Origin of the sequence: Acinetobacter lwoffii (genome assembly GCF_024129715.1) — a bacterium.
Classification (GTDB): Bacteria; Pseudomonadota; Gammaproteobacteria; order Pseudomonadales; family Moraxellaceae; genus Acinetobacter; species Acinetobacter lwoffii_U.
Map to the genome: position 1 here is coordinate 1 of NZ_JAMXXM010000022.1, position 18,361 is coordinate 18,361.

The window sequence follows — 18,361 nt, forward strand, 5'->3', positions numbered from 1 at the left end:
AAAACAGGTTATAGCGTGCGGCAACTCCGACAATCCAGTTTTCATTTTGATCCAGACTATATTCGCCAAAAGCAAAAACATTCGGTTTTTTTGCCGCTTGCTGGGCTTTCACATTGGCTTGAGCCAATTGGGTATGCATGAATTAGCTCTACATGCTTTACATGTGGCACTGATGAAAGGCCAAGGTACACAATATTTATGGATTGATTCAACAACTCTGCCAATTTGTAAAAATCAACGTATTTAGCGTCATAAATCATTAATCCAAATTGCATCACATGGTAGAAGCTCAATGGGCTGGTTTTATGGCTGTAAATTACGTATTGCGATGAATCAATTTGGTGAAATTGCCTGTTCTGCTTTATCGAATGGACATGTTGCTAATATAAAAATGGTTGAGCAATTGGTTGCTGGTATAGAAGCAAAACTTTACGGGGATCGAGGTTACATCAGCCAAGAATTAAAAATTAGATTGAAAGATCAAGGTATTGATTTAATTACTTATCATCGAAAGAATATGCAGGCTATTCAACTTTGTGCATCAGATGAATATCACCTAAGACAACGCAATAAGATAGAAACATTATTCAGTTTATTGAAGGGGCAATACAATTTAGTGACGAGTAAAGCACGTAGTCTTCATGGGTTTCTGAGTGGAATTTACGCCTCACTATGTGCATATCAACTCACTCATCAAAATAAGCCAACAATTCAAATTAAGGAATCATCGGCTTAAGCAGGATTCGAGTTAAATAAGCTTTCAAAATAGCTTGATACACTAAAGCTATTTTAAGCAGGCAATGAATATGAAAGAAAACGCTAAAGAAAAATAAAAAAAACAGCGTATGATTTACTCAATGGAATTTTAGATGATGCAGACAAGATGATCCGTAATGATTGGTCACGTGCCGAAATACAAGAAATTTATGACTTGCCTTTAATGGATTTACTGTTTCAGGCACAGCAAATTCATCGCCAAAACTTTGAACCGAATACTGTTCAGGTCAGTACTCTGCTTTCAATTAAAACGGGCCGTTGTCCGGAAGATTGTAAATACTGTTCGCAATCTGCACATTATGATACTGATCTGGAAATTGAAAAACGCGTAGAAGTACAAAAGGCGATTGCTGAAGCCAAACAGGCCAAAGCTTCCGGTTCGACCCGTTTCTGCATGGGCGCAGCATGGCGTAACCCGCATGAACGCGATATGCCGTATGTGCTGGAACTGGTGCAGGAAGTCAAGAAACTGGGCATGGAAACCTGTATGACCCTAGGGATGCTGAATGCCTCACAAGCGGAACGTCTGAAAGATGCAGGGCTAGATTATTACAACCACAACCTTGATACCTCACGTGAATATTATGCCAATGTCATCAGTACACGTAGCTTTGATGACCGCTTAAATACGCTTGATCATGTGCGTAATGCCGGAATTAATGTCTGTAGTGGCGGTATTGTCGGCTTGGGCGAAGGCGTACAAGACCGAGTCGGTTTGTTATTTGAACTAGCGACTATGCCGATTCACCCGGGTTCGGTGCCCATAAATATGCTGGTTCCTATTGAAGGCACACCACTGGCCGATGTTGAAAAACTGGATGTGATTGACTGGATTCGTACTATTGCGGTAGCACGGATTATTATGCCGAAGAGTTATATCCGCTTGTCGGCAGGTCGTGAATCTCTCTCTGACTCTGATCAGGCACTGGCATTTATGGCTGGAGCTAACTCATTATTTTCAGGTGATAAATTGCTTACTGCCCCGAACAGTGGTGAAGGTAAAGACAAAGCCTTGTTTGCTAAATTAGGCTTAAAAGCTGAAGCTGCCAAGAAAACAGCTAAAGAATTGGCTGTAGATGCGATGCAACCTGCTTAATTAATCGTGTAACAAACAGGGATCATTTCAACTTGAATTGGTCCCTTTTTTATTGGAACAGACAAAATGAAGATACTGATGATTACGGGTTGGGGGCTAGGAACAGCGGTCTTAACCCCGTTTGTAGAACAGTTGCGGCAGCAGCATCAAGTTAAAGTATGGGATATTTTCGATCCTAACGTAAAAAGTCTTTTGGCCGAAAAAGTCAGGCAGGCGAGTTCGTTTGATGTCTTGATGGGGTGGTCTTTGGGTGGACAGTTGGCACTTTTGCTGGCTAATGAAATCCAGCAACAACTGAAAATTGCCAAGCCAGTGATTTGCTGTATGTCAAATCCCTGTTTCGTGGCCAATGAAGCATGGCCACAGGCGATGCCAGTTGAACAATATACACAATTTAAATCTTCCATACTGGCTGATCCAAAACGCGGGATGCAGCGCTTCTGTACCTTGGTCACTTTAGCTGGTGCAGCAGCGCGTGAACGTGCAAAATTATTGCACCAACAGTTAAATATTATTGATTTAAACTATCAGATTAAGCATCTTTATCTCTTGCATCAATTAAATCTGGTGGATATCCTAAAAAATCATTCAGTCAAGATGCTATTTATATTTTCCGAGAACGACATGTTGGTTCCTTGCAAAGTTAGTCAAGAATCCGTGTTTTTAACAACCCAAAATCTGAATTTGGTAAAAATACAGGGCACGCACGATGCCATCCTTTTTGATGCCAAGTTACTCGTTGAGCCAATTTTAAAATTTTTAGCCGATCTGGCTTAAGCAAAAAGAGATTGGTAGCTCTTGACGTTTCATTTTCAGATTTAACGCGCTAAGATCAGTTTTAGTTTTAATAATTGGGGTAAATTCTGTGCAGGACGCTTTTGATCAACAGCATATTTGGCATCCTTATACCTCCATGACACAACCCTTGCCATGTTACAAAGTTAAAGCTGCACATGGTGCAGTCATTGAACTTGAAGATGGTACCGAGCTGATTGATGGCATGTCGTCCTGGTGGTGCACAATTCACGGTTATAATCATTCTGAACTCAATCAGGCCGTAACAAAACAATTAGAGTCGATGTCACATATCATGTTTGGTGGTTTGACTCATCAGCCTGCGATTGATGTGTCTAAACTGCTACTTGAGATCACGGCGCCTGAACTGGATAAAATTTTCTTTGCCGATTCCGGCTCGGTCGCGGTTGAGGTGGCGTTGAAAATGGCTGTGCAATATTGGAATGCACGTCAGCAACCACAAAAAACTAACTTTGTTACCACACGCTCTGGCTATCATGGCGACACCTGGAATGCCATGTCGGTTTGTGATCCTGTAACTGGTATGCATCAAATTTTTGGTTCGAGTTTGCCGAACCGTTTATTTGTTCCGGCACCTCAAAGCCGTTTTGATGGGGCATGGCAACCCGAAGATATACATCCACTTGAGCGCCTGCTGGTACAGCAGCATCAACAGATTGCTGCCATGATCATTGAGCCGATTGTGCAAGGTGCAGGCGGGATGCGTTTCTATCATCCAGAATATTTAAAGCAAGCTAAGTTGTTGTGTGAAAAGTACGATGTACTGCTGATTTTAGATGAAATTGCCACCGGTTTTGGCCGCACTGGAAAACTATTTGCTTATGAACACGCTCAGGTCACACCAGACATTATGTGTATCGGTAAGGCATTGACTGGTGGTTATATGACCTTGTCAGCGACCTTAACCACTCGCCATGTAGCAGAGACGATTTCAAGTGGTGAAGCGGGTGTGTTCATGCATGGCCCAACTTTTATGGCTAATCCGTTGGCCTGTGCGGTCGCATTAAAAAGTACCCAGCTGTTACTGGCTCAAGACTGGCAGACGCGTATTCAACAGATTGAAAGTACACTAGAACAATATTTACTGGATTTAAAATCCTTGGCACAAGTCAAAGATGTGCGTGTCCTCGGCGCAATTGGCGTAGTTGAGCTACATCAAACTATTGATTTGGCGCGTTTTCAGGCTGAATGTGTATGCCGTGGCGTCTGGATTCGTCCTTTTGGCCGTCTGGTCTATGTCATGCCGCCATATGTAATTTCAACACAGCAACTTGAAACTTTATTAAAGCATATGCGGGAGATGATTCAGCAGATAGAGGCAGTAGCATGAACCATCTTGAGCATTTCCAGCAGCAGCTAGATGACTTGAAACAGCAAGGGCAATATCGCCAGTTTAAGTCCAATATTTCTAGCCAGCCACGATTGCAACTCAATGGCCAAGAGATGCTGAATCTGGCATCCAATGACTATTTAGGTCTGGCATCCAACTTAACGCTACGTGAAGAATTTTTTGACCTCACGCCGATGTCTGAGCGATATATGAGTTCAAGCTCTTCACGTTTACTGACAGGAAACTTTCCCAATTTTGAACAACTTGAAGCACAGATGTCACAGGCTTTTGGACGTTCAGTACTGCTGTTTAATAGTGGTTATCACATGAATATCGGGATTCTTCCTGCGCTCAGTAATGCTAAAACCATGATCATTGCTGACAAACTGGTACATGCCAGTATTATCGACGGGATTCGTTTATCTAAAGCTGGCTATGTGCGTTACCGCCATAATGACCTGCAGCATTTGACTCAGTTTTTAGAAAAATATCAGTCAGATGAATCTATCCAGCGCATCATTGTGGTAACTGAATCAATTTTCAGTATGGATGGGGATGAAACAGATTTAACTGCTTTGGTGGCATTAAAACAGCAGTTTGCAAAAGTCATGCTTTATGTCGATGAGGCACATGCAATTGGTGTGCGCGGTGAACGTGGATTGGGCTGCGCAGAACAGTATCAAGTATTGGATCAAATTGATTTCCTAGTCGGTACCTTTGGCAAGGCTTTGGCTTCAGTTGGTGGTTATCTGGTTTGTGCGCCAGTGATTCGTGACTATCTGATCAATAGCATGCGACCTTTAATTTTTAGTACCGCCCAGCCGCCACTATGTATGGCCTGGACTAGATTTATTTTTCAGAAGGTAGAGCAGCTTCAGGCAGAACGAGTACATTTGGCAGCATTGGCTGTACGCTGTCAGCAGGGCATTCAAGACTTGGGATATCACTGTCCGTCAACCTCGCAAATTGTGCCGGTACTGATTGGTGAGGCAAAACGCACCATTCAGGCGACTGAAATTATGCAACAGCAGGGGTTTTATGTGCTGCCAGTACGTCCGCCAACGGTTCCTGCCAACACCTCCAGACTCAGAATTTCCCTGAACCAGAACATTTCTGCGGATGAGCTGGACGCATGTCTGCAGGTGCTGAGGAATTTACCGCGATGAACAGCAAACAGATTGCCCAGCGTTTTGCTCAGGCAAATCTCAGTTATGAACAGCATGCGCTGGTACAAAGTACCGTAGCTGCAGAGTTGATGCATTTCATGCAGCAGCATGTGGCACAACCACATTTGCAACGGGTATTGGAAATTGGCTGCGGTTCAGGATTGTTTACCCGGCTTTTTATGCAGCATTATAGCTTTGATCATTTATTTTTAAATGACCTATATGTCGAAGTGAAGCAGCACTTCCCGGAATCTAATCGGCTTTTGTGGGAGATTGGTAATATTGAAACCTTGCCACTGCCTCAGTCTCTGGACATGATGTTGTCTTGTTCTGCATTGCAATGGATCTCGGATTTAAAAGCATTATTGCTCAACATTGCGCAGGCCTTAAATCCCTCTGGGCATCTGTGTTTTGCCAGTTATACTGACAATAATTTAAAGGAAATTAAGGCACTGACCGGACAGGGCTTGGATTATCTGCCTTTAGCAAAGGTCTGTGAACTGCTCCAATCCTTAGGCTTTGACATTCTGCTGCAGATAGAAAAACAGATGACCTTATATTTTGAGCATCCGAAACAGGTGTTACAGCATATCAAAGCCACTGGTGTACAGGCGACGGCACAGGGGTTTCGGTGGACAAAATCATCCTTACAGGATTTTTATACCGGCTATCAACAATTCCAAGATCCTGAAAGCAAACAGTATGCACTGACCTATCATCCGGTTTATGTCATTGCACGGAAGACAGCATGAGCGCACAGATTTATTTTGTCAGCGGCATTGATACCGCAATTGGTAAAACCTTTACTACTGGTTTTCTGGCCAAAAATTGGAATGAGCAGGGCATTCGTACCATAACCCAAAAGCTGATCCAGACCGGAAATGTCGATATATCAGAAGATATCGAACAGCATCGTGCAATTATGGGTTGTGGATTGTTACCGGAAGACCAGCAAAAACTGACCATGCCGGAAATTTTTACGTATCCGGCTTCACCGCATCTTGCTGCGCGTCTAGATGGGCGAGCCATTAACTTTGAACAGATTCATCAGGCTACCGAACAGCTGGCTGCGGCCTACGACTGTATTTTGCTGGAAGGTGCCGGTGGTCTAATGGTGCCCTTAACCGAAGAGTTCCTAACTATTGATTATATTCAGACACATAATTATCCGGTGATTCTCGTCACTTCAGGGCGTTTAGGCAGTATTAATCATACCTTGCTGAGTCTTGAGTTGTTAAAACTCCGCGGGGTTCAATTATATGCCATTGCTTTTAATCATGCAGATAACTCCAAAGATCCCTTGATCGCTGAAGATACCATTGCTTATTTAAAACAGTATTTGCAGCGTGATTTTGCTGATACGACATGGGTTGATATTCCAGCTTTAAATTTAGCCCTGTCTTCTCATAAGTAAGTGATCCGCTTGCAGCGAGGCTGATGTGAATGCTTAAATATTGAGGTTGCGCCACTGTAAATTGAATCTGATAGCCATATTTGTTTAACACCATTTTCATCAAATATAAGTCTAGCCCATGCCCATTTTGCTAGGGAGATTTATGCCAGAAACGCTGTCCCAAGTATGCATATCTTCAACCTTTGATTATCATTATGAATGATCAGCACACATGCAGCATAGCAATTGAAATGGTGTTTGCCTGTGCATGCAATAGAGCATTGTTAAGTAGGTTTTTAAAGACGGTATCTAGTTCAAAATCGGGTAGGGCAATTCGGGTCAGGCTCGGTCAGTCAATTGTTAAACTGGGTTCAATTTCCGGATAAAGCGACTGTAAATCGGCAATCACCTGAGTCAGGAGCCGTGCAATTTCAATACTGTACTAGATATCACTCAGTACTTGATCGGTAGAGGAAAGTGCTAGAAGCTGTTCCAGTAGCTGGGTACATCGGCGGATACCAAGGTGTACCTGCTGCAAGCTCTGTTGCAATTTGGGCGAGCTTGCCTGTTGTTCTGCCATCAGTTGTGCAAGCTGAATATGAGTTTTGATCGCGGTTAAAGGACTACGCAATTCATGGGCGGCGCATGAACTAAATACTTTTTCATTTTCCGGATTTTGATGCAGTTTATGTATTAAGTGCTTAGAGTTTTGGGCAAAGGACTGTACCTTGGAAGGCATTACTTTGGCATCTAAGGTTTTTAAATAGTGAGTAGCATCATTCACTGATAAATTTGGCTGACTTAAAAGGTTGAAACTTCATCTAAGGCTTTAAGCTCTCGACGAATAATCAAAACGATTAAGTCTATACATAGCAATAAAGACAAAATTATTGGTATTAATACCGATTATAAAATCTTTTTGAGCAATTATCCACGTAGGAACATCCGCTCTGCTGCCACCACTTGAATATCCTCACGACGTAACACATAACTGAGCCTCACCTTGTTGCTTTGTACTAAAGCCAACTACTTGGTGGCTTAAATCTTTCGGTGCACCTCGGGTTTTTGCTACCACATGCTGAACGACACTGACGTCAGAGTCAAATAAAGACACTTTATAGGCAATCAACTGCTCTTGATTGGTGGAATGAAGTTGTTGGGCTAGTACATTTTCATCCAAGTTTTGCATCGGCAGTTGTTGAGTCAATCGAGCGACCATTGGATGGCTGAATCAAACCAAATTGATGTATTTCCTTGACTGAGCAAGGCTTTATTGTAGGTAGATCAACTGGTTGTACGATAGATCTTGGGTGCAGACCTCTTCATTTAGAAATTATATTCCCTAAGAAGCTTTCAGTGGTAGGTTTGTGCAACAAAGCCTCTTGCAAATAAAGGCTATCAAGGGATTTATACATTGTATCCAAATAGTTTATGGCCATTAAAAGCAAAAAAGCACTAAAAACCAGATCTCGAGCTAAAACTTTATAACCAAGAAATCAATAAAAGAAGAATTGGAATTGAACAGGTATTTGGAACTTTGAAAACCTTCAAAATCCTTGCCGAGCGATATCGCAACCCTGGCAAAAGACTAGGATTAAGATTTAATTTAATTGTGGGAATCTATAATTTTGAGCTGAGTAAAAAGTGAATTATGAAAGAAATCTAATGTATAAAATTTTAAGAGATTATAAAAATTGGTCATACCAAAAAATAAATTAAATCTTTTATATTGTGTTTTTGGGCTAATATTACTAATATCGCCAATACAAAATGCACATTTTATCTCTTAAACACTAAATTGGTCATACCAATTTAGTGTTTAAGTACAATAAACTGTTCAATCTAGTAGTTAAGCATTTCAAGGAGTAGACAATGCTTCAACAGTGGCAACAAATTTATGATCCTATAGGCAATATCTGGATTTCGAGTGCTATTGCGCTAGTTCCAATTATTTTCTTTTTTTTAGCGTTAGCTATTTTTCGCATGAAGGGTAGTGTAGCCGCTACAATTACCGTTTTTTTAGCCTTTCTGGTCTCATTATTTTTATACAAAATGCCAATTGGAATGGCATTAGCATCAATGGTCTATGGATTCTTCTACGGCCTGTGGCCAATTGCATGGATTATTATCGGTGCAGTTTTTATATATAAGATTTCAGTAAAAACAGGACAGTTTGATGTTATTCGTTCGTCTATTCTGTCAATTACAGAAGATCAACGTCTGCAAATGCTATTAGTTGGGTTTGCTTTTGGTACGTTTTTAGAAGGTGCGGCAGGTTTTGGTGCGCCCGTCGCAATTACTGCGGCACTGTTGGTGGGACTCGGCTTTAAGCCTTTATATGCGGCTGGGCTATGCCTGATAGTTAATACTGCACCTGTTGCTTTTGGTGCAATGGGAATTCCGATCATTGTCGCTGGGCAGGTTTCAGGTGTTGACACCATGGAAATCAGTCAAATGGTTGGTCGTCAGTTACCCTTTATGGTGCCAATTGTATTGATCTGGATCATGGCAATCATGGATGGTTGGCGTGGGGTTAAAGAAACTTGGCCTGCTATTTTAGTTGCCAGCTTATCTTTTTCTTTAGCGCAATATCTAACATCAAATTTTGTTGGGCCTGAGTTACCCGATATCACTGCTGCAATTGCATCATTAATCAGTTTAACTATCTTGCTTAAGTATTGGAAACCAAAACATATTTTTCTTTTTGAGGACAAAAATATACAGGTAGATGAAACTATTATCAAGCAAGCTCGTAAACAATATAGTGTGGCACAGATAGCCAAAGCCTGGTCTCCATTTCTGATACTTACAGCAATGGTGACGATCTGGAGCATCAAACCTTTTAAAGATTTATTTGTTAAGGACGGCCCATTAAGTGATTTAGTAGTTTCAATTAAAGTGCCGTATTTGCATCAATTGATTCAAAAGCTACCACCTGTCGTGCCTGAAATTAAAGATTATGATGCGATTTATAAGTTTGATTGGTTATCAGCAACGGGTACGGCGATTATATTGGCGGCATTGATCACGATTATTTATTTAAACATGAAACCTAAAGAGGCAGTTTCGACATTCTTTGAAACCGTGAATGAACTAAAAACCCCAATTTATTCGATTGGTATGGTACTGGCTTTTGCGTTCATTGCAAACTATTCAGGTCTGTCAGCGACGCTTGCTTTAGCACTGGCACATACGGGTCAGGCTTTCACGTTCTTTTCACCATTCTTGGGTTGGGTTGGAGTGTTTCTTACAGGTTCAGATACTTCAGCTAACGCATTGTTTTCAGCGTTACAAGCAACTACAGCACAGCAAATCGGTGTGCCTGAAGTCTTGTTAGTTGCTGCCAATACCAGTGGTGGAGTAACAGGTAAGATGATTTCCCCTCAATCAATCGCGATTGCTTGTGCAGCAGTGGGTTTAGTTGGTAAAGAATCTGATTTATTTAGATTTACAGTAAAACACAGCATTATCTTTACGGTGATGATTGGTATTATTGTGACCTTACAAGCTTATGTTTTCCCGTGGATGATTCCGTAAACGGGTCAAGGAAAAAAATGAAAGTCTCCGACAAAGTGGTACAGCGTTTACGTCTATTGATTGAAAAAAATAATGTGCAAGTCGGAGAGCGATTGCCTGCTGAACGCCAACTCTGTGAACAGTTAGGTGTGTCTCGTAGCTCTTTACGTGAGGCGATTCAACAACTGATTACCGCAGGGATTATTCAGAGCAAAGCGGGTGCAGGCACCTATTTAAAGCAGTTGCCTGCACATTGGTCACAGTATCAAATCGTTGAGCCATTATCCGGTTTGATGGATCAGGATCCTGAATATCGTTTTGATGTACAAGAAGCTCGTATGGTGCTTGAAGGTGGTACAGCATGGTATGCCGCACAACGTGCCACACCCAGTGATTTGATCAATATTCGTCAATGTTTTGAGCAGATTAGCCATTTTCAGGCTTTAGGTGATGATGCCCACGCAGCAATAGCGGATGCGAATTTTCATCTGGCGATTGCAGAAGCATCCCACAATCTAGTGCTGATCCAAATGATGCGTAGTTTGTTTGATTTATTGCAAGACAACGTGATGTTAGGGCGACGTAAAGTTTACACCACACCACAACATTTTGAACAATTGCATGACCAGCATTTTGAGGTGATGGACGCAATTGAACGTCAAGACTCAGAGACTGCACGTAAGGCAGCTTGTGGGCATATTGAATTTGTTGTTCAACGCGTACGTATGATCGATGAAGAAGAAGCTCGTCGTCAACGTTCGAGTCGATTAAATAGGACATAAGTTATGATTATTTCTTCTGCAAATGACTATCGTGAAGCTGCGAAACGTCGTTTACCGCCATTTTTATTTGAATACATCGATGGTGGTGCCTATGCGGAATATACTTTAAAGCGTAATGTAGACGATTTATCAAAAATCGCTTTACGTCAACGTGTGTTAAATGACATGTCTGAGCTGAGCTTAGAAACGCAATTGTTTGGTGAAAATTTGGCGTTGCCAGTGGCATTGTCACCTGTAGGTCTAACGGGTATGTATGCGCGTCGTGGTGAAGTTCAAGCCGCGGTTGCCGCAGATAAAAAGGGCATTCCATTTACCTTATCAACAGTTTCAGTTTGTCCAATTGAAGAAGTGGCACCTGCGATTCAACGTCCGATGTGGTTTCAACTGTATGTACTACGTGACCGTGGTTTTATGAAAAATGCCTTGGAACGTGCTAAAGCCGCAGGCTGTTCTACCTTAGTATTCACAGTCGATATGCCTGTTCCAGGTGCGCGTTATCGTGATGCACATTCAGGAATGAGTGGTAAAAATGCTGCAATACGTCGTTATATGCAATCGTGTATGCACCCACACTGGGCTTGGAATGTCGGTTTATTGGGTCGTCCGCATGATTTGGGTAACATTTCGAAATATTTAGGTAAGCCGACAGGTCTGGAAGATTATATCGGTTGGCTGGGAAATAACTTTGACCCTTCAATTTCTTGGAAAGATCTTGAGTGGATTCGTGATTATTGGGAGGGTCCCATGGTTATTAAGGGGATTTTAGATCCTGAGGATGCCAAGGATGCGGTACGTTTCGGAGCAGATGGAATTGTGGTCTCCAATCACGGTGGTCGTCAGCTTGATGGTGTTTTGTCTTCTGCTCGTGCGCTTCCTTCAATTGCAAGTGCGGTCAAAGGTGACATCAAAATTTTAGCAGATTCAGGGATTCGTAACGGTCTTGATGTGGTACGTATGTTGGCTATGGGTGCAGATATTTGTATGCTTGGTCGTGCATTTGTATACGCACTTGGTGCTGCCGGCGGTTCTGGGGTAAGTAATTTACTAGATTTGATTGAGAAAGAAATGCGTGTGGCAATGACATTGACTGGTGCAAGAACCATTGCAGATATTACATCGGATTGCCTGGTCAAACTAGAGAAAGAGTAAGCGATTTAATTACTCACATTACTAAGGCTTTGCCAACTTTCCTTTGGAAAAAGAGATTCTTATCTAAATAATTTGGGTAAACAAAGCTTCCTTTTGAAAAAAACCAACCTTGGTAAGAGTCACCAACATAAAATACACTAAATAACATAATTAGTATGTTAGTAAACTCTATATATAACAGTTATATAGAGTTTTTATTTTGTGTGGTGTAATTTAATGTAGGGTGGGGTAATTTGATTTTTGGTCACTAATTTATTGTGATAATCAACAATAATAACCAACATACATATGCTTAATCTAAAGGTATTTTACTGACTGGTATAATTTTATGATGAGAGGGGTGTTGCCTGGGGCTACGGTTTCTGTTTTGCTTTTTGACGTAACACGTACAAATATAAGCTTTCTACTTTTTCACGTGCCTAGGGTGTGGTACGCAAGAATCGCAATGATGATTTAACACTTGGATCTATGCAAAAACATCTAACTTCAATTTTACGACTTAAACTGAACCGTACCGGGTTTGTCGGAGACCAAACTTTCTGAGATGAGACGCATTGCTTCGCAAGACGTAGCGAAGCGTAGTGATCCGATGAAAAACCTAAATATACCCCTGAAATCAGAGATAGAGCGGTTCAATTAGAACTAAACCCAACTATCGCAACACTGGGCTTTGGAGAATCTCGTCGTTTCTTAATTGCGTCGTAATAATGATTATCAAGATAAAATCAAAATATACAGATTTTTGTGTAAATCCTGAGTAGAATTCGACTTTTATTTTTTCTCCAGTAAAAAGGCATAGCTTTTCACTATGCTATTTTGCAAGGACGCTTTATGCTCGCGCTAGATATACAACATATTCGAATGAAACAACACGCCACTGATAAAGCACAAGCGTTGCAATGTCTAGTCGATATCTTGGTCGAAGACCAATTGGTTACACCTGATTATATTCATGGGTTGACCGGGCGCGAACAACAAAGTGCAACGTATTTAGGGCAAGGAATTGCCATTCCGCATGGGACGCCTCAGTCTCGCCAATATATTTTAAAAACTGGTATTCGTCTGGCGCACTTTCCTGAAGGAGTTGTTTGGGACGGTGAAAATAAAATTTATTTAGCGGTGGTGATTGCTGCGAAATCAGATGAGCATTTGCAAGTCTTACAAATTTTGACGCGGGCTTTAATTAATGATGTCGCTGATCAAGTGAAACAGGCTCAATCCGCAGAGCAAATTATTGCATTATTACAAGCCCAACCTGCATCTTTGGCATTGCATGAAAATTTAATCGCCACTCAAGTTCCTGCACTAGATGTAGAGGATTTAATTTGGCAGGCAACACAGTTGCTGAAACAGCAAAAAATGGTGGAGTGTGGTTTTCTGTCGGGTTTAAATCTAAACAGCATGATTCATTTAGGGGAGGGGGTCTGGTCGATCACTTCTAACCAGCATGTTTTGAGCCCAGCTGTAAGTTTGGTAAAAGCGGAACAGGTTTTAAGCCATCAGCAGGAAATGCTCAAGACTTTGGTGTGTATTGCCAGTAATGAGCAACTGGATATGCAACGGTTTCAACGGTTAATGGATATTTTGTTTGATACTGAACAAGTTCATATCCTCAACCAAGAGCAAGATAGTCACCAGTTGGCGCAGTTAATTGGTGCTGAACTGATTCCTGATTGGCCATCTCGTCGTATTGTCTTAGCTAATGCTCATGGTCTACATGCGCGTCCCGCGACACACTTGGTCAATATGACTAAGAAATTTGCAGGGGATGTTCTCGTTGCTGTAGATGAGGGGGCTTACGTTTCGGCAAAAAGTTTAACCAAATTATTAGCCATGGGATGTCGTCGTGGTCAAACTCTGACTTTTATTGCACAACCCGATACCGATGCTGTAGCAGGCTTAGAACAGATTATTGATGCAGTTAAACAGGGCTTAGGAGAAGAGGTTGAAGCTGTTGATTTTGTATCTCATCAGCACAGCAGTAGTGACCCAGTCGTAAATACTTTGGAATTAATGCCTTTTGAATCACATGGCGATACGGGTAGCTGCGGTATTGCGGCATCAACTGGCCTTGCTTTTGGTCCTGCTCATGTGGTGAAGCCACGCGAATTTAGTTATGAACGTCGCGGACAGAGTTTTAAAGCTGAGAATGAAAAGCTTGAAATTGCGCTTCATCAGGTGAAAAATAGCTTACGTCAATTCATTGCACATACTGAATCTACTGCCATTAAGCAGATATTCATGGCACATTTGGAAATGCTGGATGATCCAGACCTCCTCCAAAGTGTACAACGCGGTTTAAAACAGGGGTTGTCTGCTGCTGCAGCTTGGCATGATCATATTGAAGTGGCTGCTACCGCACAGGCTGCACTTAGCGATCGTTTACTTGCAGAGCGTGCGGCTGATTTAAGGGATATTGGTGAGCGAGTTTTGGCTGTTTTGTGCGGTGTGGCCGATGTCATAGAACCCGAGCAACCTTATATCTTAATTATGCATGATGTTGGCCCGAGTGATGTAGCGCGTCTGAATAAAGATCGTGTTGCAGGCATTTTGACCGCGGTTGGTGGAGCGAGTGCCCATAGTGCCATTGTGGCACGTGCTCTGGCTATTCCAGCAGTCGTAGGTGCGGGTGTAGCTGTTTTAAATATTGAGAACCATGCCACAGTTCTAATTAATGGGGATACTGGTGAGTATGTGGTCTCACCCGAGCAAAGTCAGATTGATCATGCCATTGCAGAGCGCCAACACCAGCGCGAGTTGCGAGAACAAGCAGAACAGCATTGTTTTGAACCTGCCATCACACTGGATCAACATCAAGTTGAAATCGCAGCTAATATTGGCAAAGTGGACGCTACGATACAGGCTGTGGCTGATGGGGCAGAAGCAATTGGTTTGCTACGCACAGAATTGGTCTTTATGTCACACAGCATTGCGCCTGATGAGGCTACACAGGAAGCCGATTATCGGGTGGTGTTAGATGCTTTGGCGGGTCGTCCATTGGTGGTACGTACACTTGATGTGGGCGGGGACAAACCTTTGCCGTATTTGCCTATTGAAAAGGAAGAAAATCCATTCTTGGGCTTACGTGGTATTCGTCTGACTTTACGTAAGCCAGAGTTGTTACGTCAGCAATTGGTTGCTTTACTTAAAGCAGCGGATAATCGCCCGTTAAGAATTATGTTTCCTATGATTGGGCGGGTTGAAGAATGGCGAGCAGCAAAAGCAATTTTGGATGAGGTTCGCATACAGCATCCATGTGAAAACTTACAAGTCGGTATTATGATTGAGGTTCCTGCGGCAGCACTGTTGGCTCCAATTCTTGCTCAAGAAGTTGATTTTTTTAGTATTGGAACCAATGACTTGACTCAATATACTCTGGCGATTGACCGTGGTCATCCACTGTTGTCTGCTGAAGCTGATGGCTTACATCCGAGTATTTTGCTATTGATTGATCAAACGGTTCGGGCAGCACATCAGTATGGTAAATGGGTGGGCATTTGTGGTGAATTGGCTGCTGATCCAAAAGCTGTGCCTGTATTGATGGGCTTGGGCGTGGATGAGTTGAGTATGTCGAGTACCAGTATTCCATTGGTGAAGGCGCAAATTCGTGGTTTGAACTATATAAATTGCCAACAGGTTGCACAGCAAGCCTTAAGTTGTGACAGTGCAACTGCCGTACGTGCATTGGTGGAGTAATTACCGAATGGCTAAGATATTAAGCATTACTCTGAATCCTGCAATTGACCTCACCGTGCAATTGGATCAACTAAAAGTTGGCGAGGTCAATCGTCAGTTAACGGCCCAAAGCCATGCAGCAGGTAAAGGCTTAAACGTGGCACAGGTCCTTAAGGATTTGGGACATGAACTGATTGTGAGTGGCTTTTTGGGGCAAGAAAACCGTCAAATTTTTGACCATCATATCCAGCAAGAGCAATTTGATAACCAATTTATTTATGTTGCAGGTGAAACACGACAAAACATTAAAGTTGCAGAAGCTTCTGGTCAGATGACTGACATCAATGGCAAGGGCTTTTTTATAGATACCTCAGCAAAACAACAATTACGTGAACGCCTATCTCAACTGATTTTAGAGGTTGATGTGATTGTGATTGCAGGTAGTTTGCCACAAGGTTTTTCTGCAGAAGAGCTTTCAACACTGATTCTATGGTTACAGTCTGCTGGTAAAAAAGTCGCAGTAGATACCAGTGGTGTTGCGTTGAAAGCAGCAATTGCTGCCCATCCTTGGTTGATTAAGCCTAATACAGATGAGTTGACTGAAACCTACCATTTGCCAGCAGAAACGTTTGCAGAACAGCAGCATCTTTTTGCCAGTTTAAATAGTCAGATCGAACATATTGTGGTCTCGATGGGTGAAAACGGGGTGAACTGGCTTCACCGCACGCAACCCCTGCATGCTACTACACCGAAGGTCACCGTCCAAAGTACGGTGGGTGCGGGAGATTCCTTGCTGGCAGGTATGATTCATGGCTTGTTGAGTTCAACTTCCCCAGAAGAAACATTGAAAACAGCAACCGCAATTGCGAGCAATGCTGTGACCCAAATTGGGTTTGCTCTTCCAGACTTTACTGTTATTGAAGATTTGAAATCGCAAATCTCAGTCCAATCATTGAGTTAATACGATGCAAGAGATAAAACATATTTTATTTGTGCCACATAGTCCCGAGCAGCCGATTAATGCAGTGATTTTGGCCAAAAAACTCTCCAAAGCAGCAACAGCACTTGGTATTTCCAATCATGTGGCGACATCAGTCGAGCATCTTGATTTATCAAATGTTATTGATACGGTTGTTTTTGTTGGACAGAAGTCGGCAGATGCAGATCAACTGCGTGACAAGGTTGTGAAAGTCATTGGTTTGAATAACGCACAACACGATGCGATCATGCTTTTGCAACAAGTTCTTGAGCATTCAGATGCTTTAGATGAAACTATTGCAGCCAATGTAGGGGTTACACGGTTTGTCGCCATTACAGCATGTCCAACTGGTGTTGCGCATACGTTTATGGCGGCCGAAGCCTTACAACAAGGTGCAGTAAAGCACGGTTATCAGATTGATGTTGAAACCCAAGGATCGGTCGGGGCTAAAAATGTTTTATCGGCAGAAAGTATTGTCAAAGCAGATGTGGTGATCTTAGCAACGGATATTGAGGTCAATACAGATCGCTTTGTAGGCAAACGCGTATATCGCTGCAGTACAGGATTTGCCCTTAAGCAAACGGATAAGACTTTTGCAAACGCAATTGCTGAAGCCAAAGTGCTTGAAACGGGTAAGCAAACAGCCACTAAGACAGAAAATGAAAACAAAGAAAAAACTGGAATTTATAAACACCTTTTAACAGGGGTGTCTTTCATGCTGCCGATGGTGGTGGCGGGCGGTTTGATCATTGCCATCTCGTTTATGTTTGGCCTCAATCCTGTTGAAGGAAGCTTTGCCGCATCCTTAAAGCAAATAGGTGCTGCAGCATTTACTCTTATGGTACCTATGCTGGCAGGTTACATTGCTTATTCTATTGCGGATCGTCCGGGTTTAACTCCAGGTTTGATTGGCGGTTTACTTGCAACACAATTAGAGGCAGGCTTTCTCGGTGGATTAGTTGCAGGTTTTATTGCAGGTTATATTGCGTTATTTTTATCGAAACAGCTTAAACTCCCAAGTAGCCTAGAAGCATTAAAACCAATTTTGATTATTCCACTATTGGCCAGTTTAGCTGTTGGTTTAATCATGATTTATGTGGTTGGACAGCCTGTTGCACAATTGTTTGAATTACTCACACACTTCCTTGCCAATATGGGGACGACCAATGCCATGATCATGGGGATTATCCTTGGGAGTATGATGTGTATTGATGTTGGGGGGCCAATAAATAAAGCGGCTTATGCCTTTACGGTGGGCTTACTTACGTCACAAACATACGGACCGATGGCGATTACCATGGCTGCGGGTATGGTACCGCCATTGGGTATGGCAATTGCAACTTTTCTGGCAAAGCATAAATTTGCCAAACCTGAGCAAGATGCAGGGAAGGCTGCTGTAGTTCTGGGCCTATGTTTTATTTCGGAAGGGGCTATTCCGTTTGCTGCCAAAGACCCGATTCGAGTGCTTCCATGCGCGATCGCAGGTGGTGCTGTAACTGGGGCTTTGGTTGCATTATTTAAATGTGAACTAGTCACTCCTCATGGCGGTGTAATGGTACTGATCATTCCGAATGCGATGAATTATCCATTAAAATATTTATTGGCGATTGCGATTGGAAGTGTGGTGACTGGTGTAGCTTATGCCGTGATAAAACAACGGTTAGAATAAGCCCTTCATAGAA

Annotated in this window: 14 protein-coding genes and 5 pseudogenes; 15 read left to right on the plus strand and 4 right to left on the minus strand. The window is 42.4% G+C overall.

The window, feature by feature from the left end; genetic code table 11:
• Positions 1 to 139 (minus strand): annotated as a pseudogene (locus NI462_RS12060) (hypothetical protein); the annotation flags it as partial.
• On the opposite strand from NI462_RS12060, the pseudogene NI462_RS12065 reads away from it, so the two are divergent.
• The 7 genes and pseudogenes from NI462_RS12065 to bioD form a co-directional block, all read left to right on the plus strand.
• Positions 128 to 736 (plus strand): annotated as a pseudogene (locus tag NI462_RS12065) (IS982 family transposase); the annotation flags it as partial. The pseudogenes NI462_RS12060 and NI462_RS12065 sit on opposite strands and share 12 nt — an antisense overlap.
• A 147-nt stretch (positions 737 to 883) precedes the next feature.
• Complete coding sequence (gene bioB / locus NI462_RS12070; protein WP_004812090.1) at positions 884 to 1,873, plus strand: biotin synthase BioB; 990 nt, start codon at positions 884 to 886, stop codon at positions 1,871 to 1,873.
• A gap of 66 nt (positions 1,874 to 1,939) precedes the next feature.
• Entirely contained in the window at positions 1,940 to 2,650 is a 711-nt protein-coding gene (locus tag NI462_RS12075; protein WP_253160781.1) for an alpha/beta hydrolase family protein, read from the plus strand.
• A gap of 88 nt (positions 2,651 to 2,738) precedes the next feature.
• Positions 2,739 to 4,019 (plus strand): adenosylmethionine--8-amino-7-oxononanoate transaminase, encoded by a 1,281-nt coding sequence (bioA, locus tag NI462_RS12080; protein WP_253160783.1) that lies wholly within the window; start codon positions 2,739 to 2,741, stop codon positions 4,017 to 4,019.
• Complete coding sequence (locus NI462_RS12085) at positions 4,016 to 5,185, plus strand: 8-amino-7-oxononanoate synthase (RefSeq protein ID WP_180181365.1); 1,170 nt, start codon at positions 4,016 to 4,018, stop codon at positions 5,183 to 5,185. The genes bioA and NI462_RS12085 overlap by 4 nt, the downstream gene beginning before the upstream one ends.
• Entirely contained in the window at positions 5,152 to 5,937 is a 786-nt protein-coding gene (bioC, locus tag NI462_RS12090) for a malonyl-ACP O-methyltransferase BioC (RefSeq protein WP_253160785.1), read from the plus strand. Before NI462_RS12085 ends, bioC begins: the two co-directional genes overlap by 34 nt.
• A complete protein-coding gene (bioD, locus tag NI462_RS12095) occupies positions 5,934 to 6,599 on the plus strand; it encodes a dethiobiotin synthase (protein WP_004282154.1) in 666 nt (221 codons plus the stop codon). The genes bioC and bioD overlap by 4 nt, the downstream gene beginning before the upstream one ends.
• A gap of 421 nt (positions 6,600 to 7,020) precedes the next feature.
• Here bioD and NI462_RS12100 read toward each other — a convergent pair whose 3' ends face one another.
• Together NI462_RS12100 and NI462_RS12105 are read right to left on the minus strand one after the other, a co-directional pair.
• Positions 7,021 to 7,362 carry a histidine kinase dimerization/phospho-acceptor domain-containing protein gene (locus NI462_RS12100; protein WP_253160787.1) on the minus strand — a complete coding sequence of 114 codons (342 nt, stop codon included), beginning with the start codon at positions 7,360 to 7,362 and terminating at the stop codon, positions 7,021 to 7,023.
• A 189-nt stretch (positions 7,363 to 7,551) separates the two neighbouring features.
• Positions 7,552 to 7,785 (minus strand): hypothetical protein, encoded by a 234-nt coding sequence (locus tag NI462_RS12105; RefSeq protein ID WP_228738685.1) that lies wholly within the window; start codon positions 7,783 to 7,785, stop codon positions 7,552 to 7,554.
• 288 nt (positions 7,786 to 8,073) lie between these two features.
• Between NI462_RS12105 and NI462_RS12115 the strand changes: the two genes are divergently transcribed.
• From NI462_RS12115 to lldD, 4 genes are all read left to right on the plus strand, one after another.
• Positions 8,074 to 8,226, plus strand: coding sequence for a hypothetical protein (locus NI462_RS12115; protein WP_370940781.1), 153 nt, complete (start codon positions 8,074 to 8,076; stop codon positions 8,224 to 8,226).
• A 224-nt stretch (positions 8,227 to 8,450) separates the two neighbouring features.
• Positions 8,451 to 10,115, plus strand: coding sequence for an L-lactate permease (lldP, locus tag NI462_RS12120; protein WP_004282148.1), 1,665 nt, complete (start codon positions 8,451 to 8,453; stop codon positions 10,113 to 10,115).
• Positions 10,116 to 10,132: 17 nt separating this feature from the next.
• Complete coding sequence (lldR, locus tag NI462_RS12125; protein WP_004282146.1) at positions 10,133 to 10,876, plus strand: transcriptional regulator LldR; 744 nt, start codon at positions 10,133 to 10,135, stop codon at positions 10,874 to 10,876.
• A 3-nt stretch (positions 10,877 to 10,879) separates the two neighbouring features.
• Entirely contained in the window at positions 10,880 to 12,025 is a 1,146-nt protein-coding gene (gene lldD / locus NI462_RS12130) for an FMN-dependent L-lactate dehydrogenase LldD (protein WP_004282143.1), read from the plus strand.
• 353 nt (positions 12,026 to 12,378) lie between these two features.
• Here lldD and NI462_RS12135 read toward each other — a convergent pair.
• Positions 12,379 to 12,528, minus strand: a pseudogene (locus NI462_RS12135) (VF530 family DNA-binding protein); the annotation flags it as partial.
• Between the two features lie 328 nt (positions 12,529 to 12,856).
• Here NI462_RS12135 and fruB point away from each other — a divergent pair.
• From fruB to NI462_RS12150, 4 genes and pseudogenes are all read left to right on the plus strand, one after another.
• Positions 12,857 to 13,985, plus strand: a pseudogene (fruB, locus tag NI462_RS15205) (fused PTS fructose transporter subunit IIA/HPr protein); the annotation flags it as partial.
• Between the two features lie 86 nt (positions 13,986 to 14,071).
• Positions 14,072 to 15,721, plus strand: a pseudogene (ptsP, locus tag NI462_RS15210) (phosphoenolpyruvate--protein phosphotransferase); the annotation flags it as partial.
• Positions 15,722 to 15,728: 7 nt separating this feature from the next.
• Positions 15,729 to 16,661: a 1-phosphofructokinase gene (gene pfkB, locus NI462_RS12145; protein ID WP_100358240.1), complete on the plus strand. Its 933-nt coding sequence runs from the start codon at positions 15,729 to 15,731 to the stop codon at positions 16,659 to 16,661.
• A gap of 4 nt (positions 16,662 to 16,665) precedes the next feature.
• Positions 16,666 to 18,348: a fructose-specific PTS transporter subunit EIIC gene (locus tag NI462_RS12150; protein ID WP_100358239.1), complete on the plus strand. Its 1,683-nt coding sequence runs from the start codon at positions 16,666 to 16,668 to the stop codon at positions 18,346 to 18,348.
• Positions 18,349 to 18,361: the final 13 nt, after the last annotated feature.

What these genes read in the sequence shown, in the direction of transcription:
- bioB (WP_004812090.1), top strand. Translation starts at nt 884, where the DNA reads ATGATCCGTAATGATTGGTCACGTGCCGAAATACAAGAAATTTATGAC.
- NI462_RS12075 (WP_253160781.1), top strand. Translation starts at nt 1,940, where the DNA reads ATGAAGATACTGATGATTACGGGTTGGGGGCTAGGAACAGCGGTCTTA.
- NI462_RS12085 (WP_180181365.1), top strand. Translation starts at nt 4,016, where the DNA reads ATGAACCATCTTGAGCATTTCCAGCAGCAGCTAGATGACTTGAAACAG.
- bioC (WP_253160785.1), top strand. Translation starts at nt 5,152, where the DNA reads ATGTCTGCAGGTGCTGAGGAATTTACCGCGATGAACAGCAAACAGATT.
- bioD (WP_004282154.1), top strand. Translation starts at nt 5,934, where the DNA reads ATGAGCGCACAGATTTATTTTGTCAGCGGCATTGATACCGCAATTGGT.
- lldP (WP_004282148.1), top strand. Translation starts at nt 8,451, where the DNA reads ATGCTTCAACAGTGGCAACAAATTTATGATCCTATAGGCAATATCTGG.
- lldR (WP_004282146.1), top strand. Translation starts at nt 10,133, where the DNA reads ATGAAAGTCTCCGACAAAGTGGTACAGCGTTTACGTCTATTGATTGAA.
- lldD (WP_004282143.1), top strand. Translation starts at nt 10,880, where the DNA reads ATGATTATTTCTTCTGCAAATGACTATCGTGAAGCTGCGAAACGTCGT.
- pfkB (WP_100358240.1), top strand. Translation starts at nt 15,729, where the DNA reads ATGGCTAAGATATTAAGCATTACTCTGAATCCTGCAATTGACCTCACC.
- NI462_RS12150 (WP_100358239.1), top strand. Translation starts at nt 16,666, where the DNA reads ATGCAAGAGATAAAACATATTTTATTTGTGCCACATAGTCCCGAGCAG.